Annotated in this window: 1 protein-coding gene and 1 pseudogene; both read right to left on the bottom strand. The window is 66.0% G+C overall.

The window, feature by feature from the left end:
* On the bottom strand, positions 1-1103 hold a 1103-nt coding region (locus tag RB628_RS40480), incomplete at its 3' end, for an acyltransferase domain-containing protein (protein WP_318325644.1).
* Between the two features lie 66 nt (positions 1104-1169).
* Positions 1170-1709, bottom strand: a pseudogene (locus RB628_RS42860) (ketoacyl-synthetase C-terminal extension domain-containing protein); the annotation flags it as partial.
* Positions 1710-1717 lie beyond the last annotated feature (8 nt).

The raw sequence follows: 1717 nt of genomic DNA, 5'->3' as shown, positions 1-1717 counted from the left end.
TCGGGGGTCGGGGGTGCGGTGGGGTGTTCGTCGAGCCAGTGACGGGTGCGGGCGAAGGGGTAGGTCGGCAGGGGAACTCGCCGCCGCTGCCGACCTTGGTAGTAGCCCTCCCAGTCGGGCTCCACACCCGCCACCCACAACTGGGCCAGCGCCCGCTGCATCGACTCCACTGCTCCACGCCGATCCCGGCGGTGCGGCAACGAGGCCGTCACCTCCCAGCCCGCACCACCCTCACCGCTGCGCAGGATCCTGCGGACCAGTCCGGAAAACGTCTGACCCGGACCGACCTCCACAAACACGACGCCCGCGTCCGACGCACCAGCCGCCCTGGTCACACCAGCCGCGAACTCCACACAATGCCGGGCCTGTCCACCCCAGTACTCCGGATCACACGCCTGCTCCGCCGTAATCCAATCACCCGTCACACCTGAAATGAACGGAATAACCGGCGCATTCCGCTCCACCCGGGAAACCAACCGAGCAAACTCACTCACCACCGGATCCATCAGCCCGGAATGAAACCCACGCCCACTCGGAGTCGTCTGCGCGCTCCATCCCCGGCCCGCAGCCCATTCTGCATACGCCCGCACCGCATCGGGAGAACCCGACACCACACACTCACGCGGACCATTGTGCGCAGCCAGCCACACCCCCTCCGGCAAACTCTCGACCACCTCATCCCGCCCCGCCACCACACTGCACATCGCCCCCGCCGGAAGACCCTCCATCAGCCGGCCCCGCTCAACCACCAACGCCACCGCATCAGAAAGAGAAAACACACCCGCCACACAAGCAGCCGTCAATTCTCCCAAACTGTGCCCCACCATCCCTACCGGCGAAATCCCCCACGACTCCCACAACCGCGCCAACGCATACTCCACCGTGAACAACACCGGCTGCGCCCACTGCGTCCGCCCCAGCAACTCCTCCGCCCGCACGTCACCCGCCGGAGCAAACAACAACTCCCGCACATCCACACCTGTCAACCCAACAACCAACCCCGCACACTCATCCACCACCGAACGAAATACCGGCTCACACCCATACAACTCCCGCCCCATCCCCACGTACTGCGGCCCCTGGCCCGAAAACACAAACACCACACCAGCGCCGCCCCCCGAAACACACCCCCCCACCACCGAGGAGCCGGAACCCGTCTCCAAAGCCCGCACTACCTCCGCCCGGTTCCCACCCCACACCGCCCGCCGAAACCCAAAACCCCGACGCCCCACCGCCAACGTAAACGCCGCATCCTCCAAACTCACATCCGTATCCCGCACCCACCCCGAAAGACGCCCACACGCCCGCTCCAATTCCCCCTCACTTCGCGCCGACACCACAAACAAATCACTCCCCCGCCCGCCCCCCGAACCCACCTCCAGCTCCACCATCGGAGCCTCCTCCAACACCACATGCGCATTCGTCCCACCAAACCCAAAAGCAGAAACCCCCGCACGCCGCACGCGACCACCACGCGGCCACTCCATCCCCTCCCCCACCACCCGCAAAGGCCCCCCGGCCGAAACCCCCTCGTTCAACCGCCCAAAATTCACCGACGCCGGAACCGCCCCATGCTCCAACGCCAACACCACCTTCACCACACCAGCAACACCCGCCGCCGCATCCAAATGACCCACATTCCCCTTCACCGAACCCAACCCCACCGCCCCACCACCCAACCCACCAAACACCCGCGACAACGCCTGCACCTCAATGG

Origin of the sequence: Streptomyces sp. ADMS (assembly GCF_033441795.1) — a bacterium.
Lineage (GTDB): Bacteria > Actinomycetota > Actinomycetes > Streptomycetales > Streptomycetaceae > Streptomyces.
Note: the sequence above shows the minus strand (reverse complement) of the source record. Positions and strands in the feature narration are given on the sequence as shown.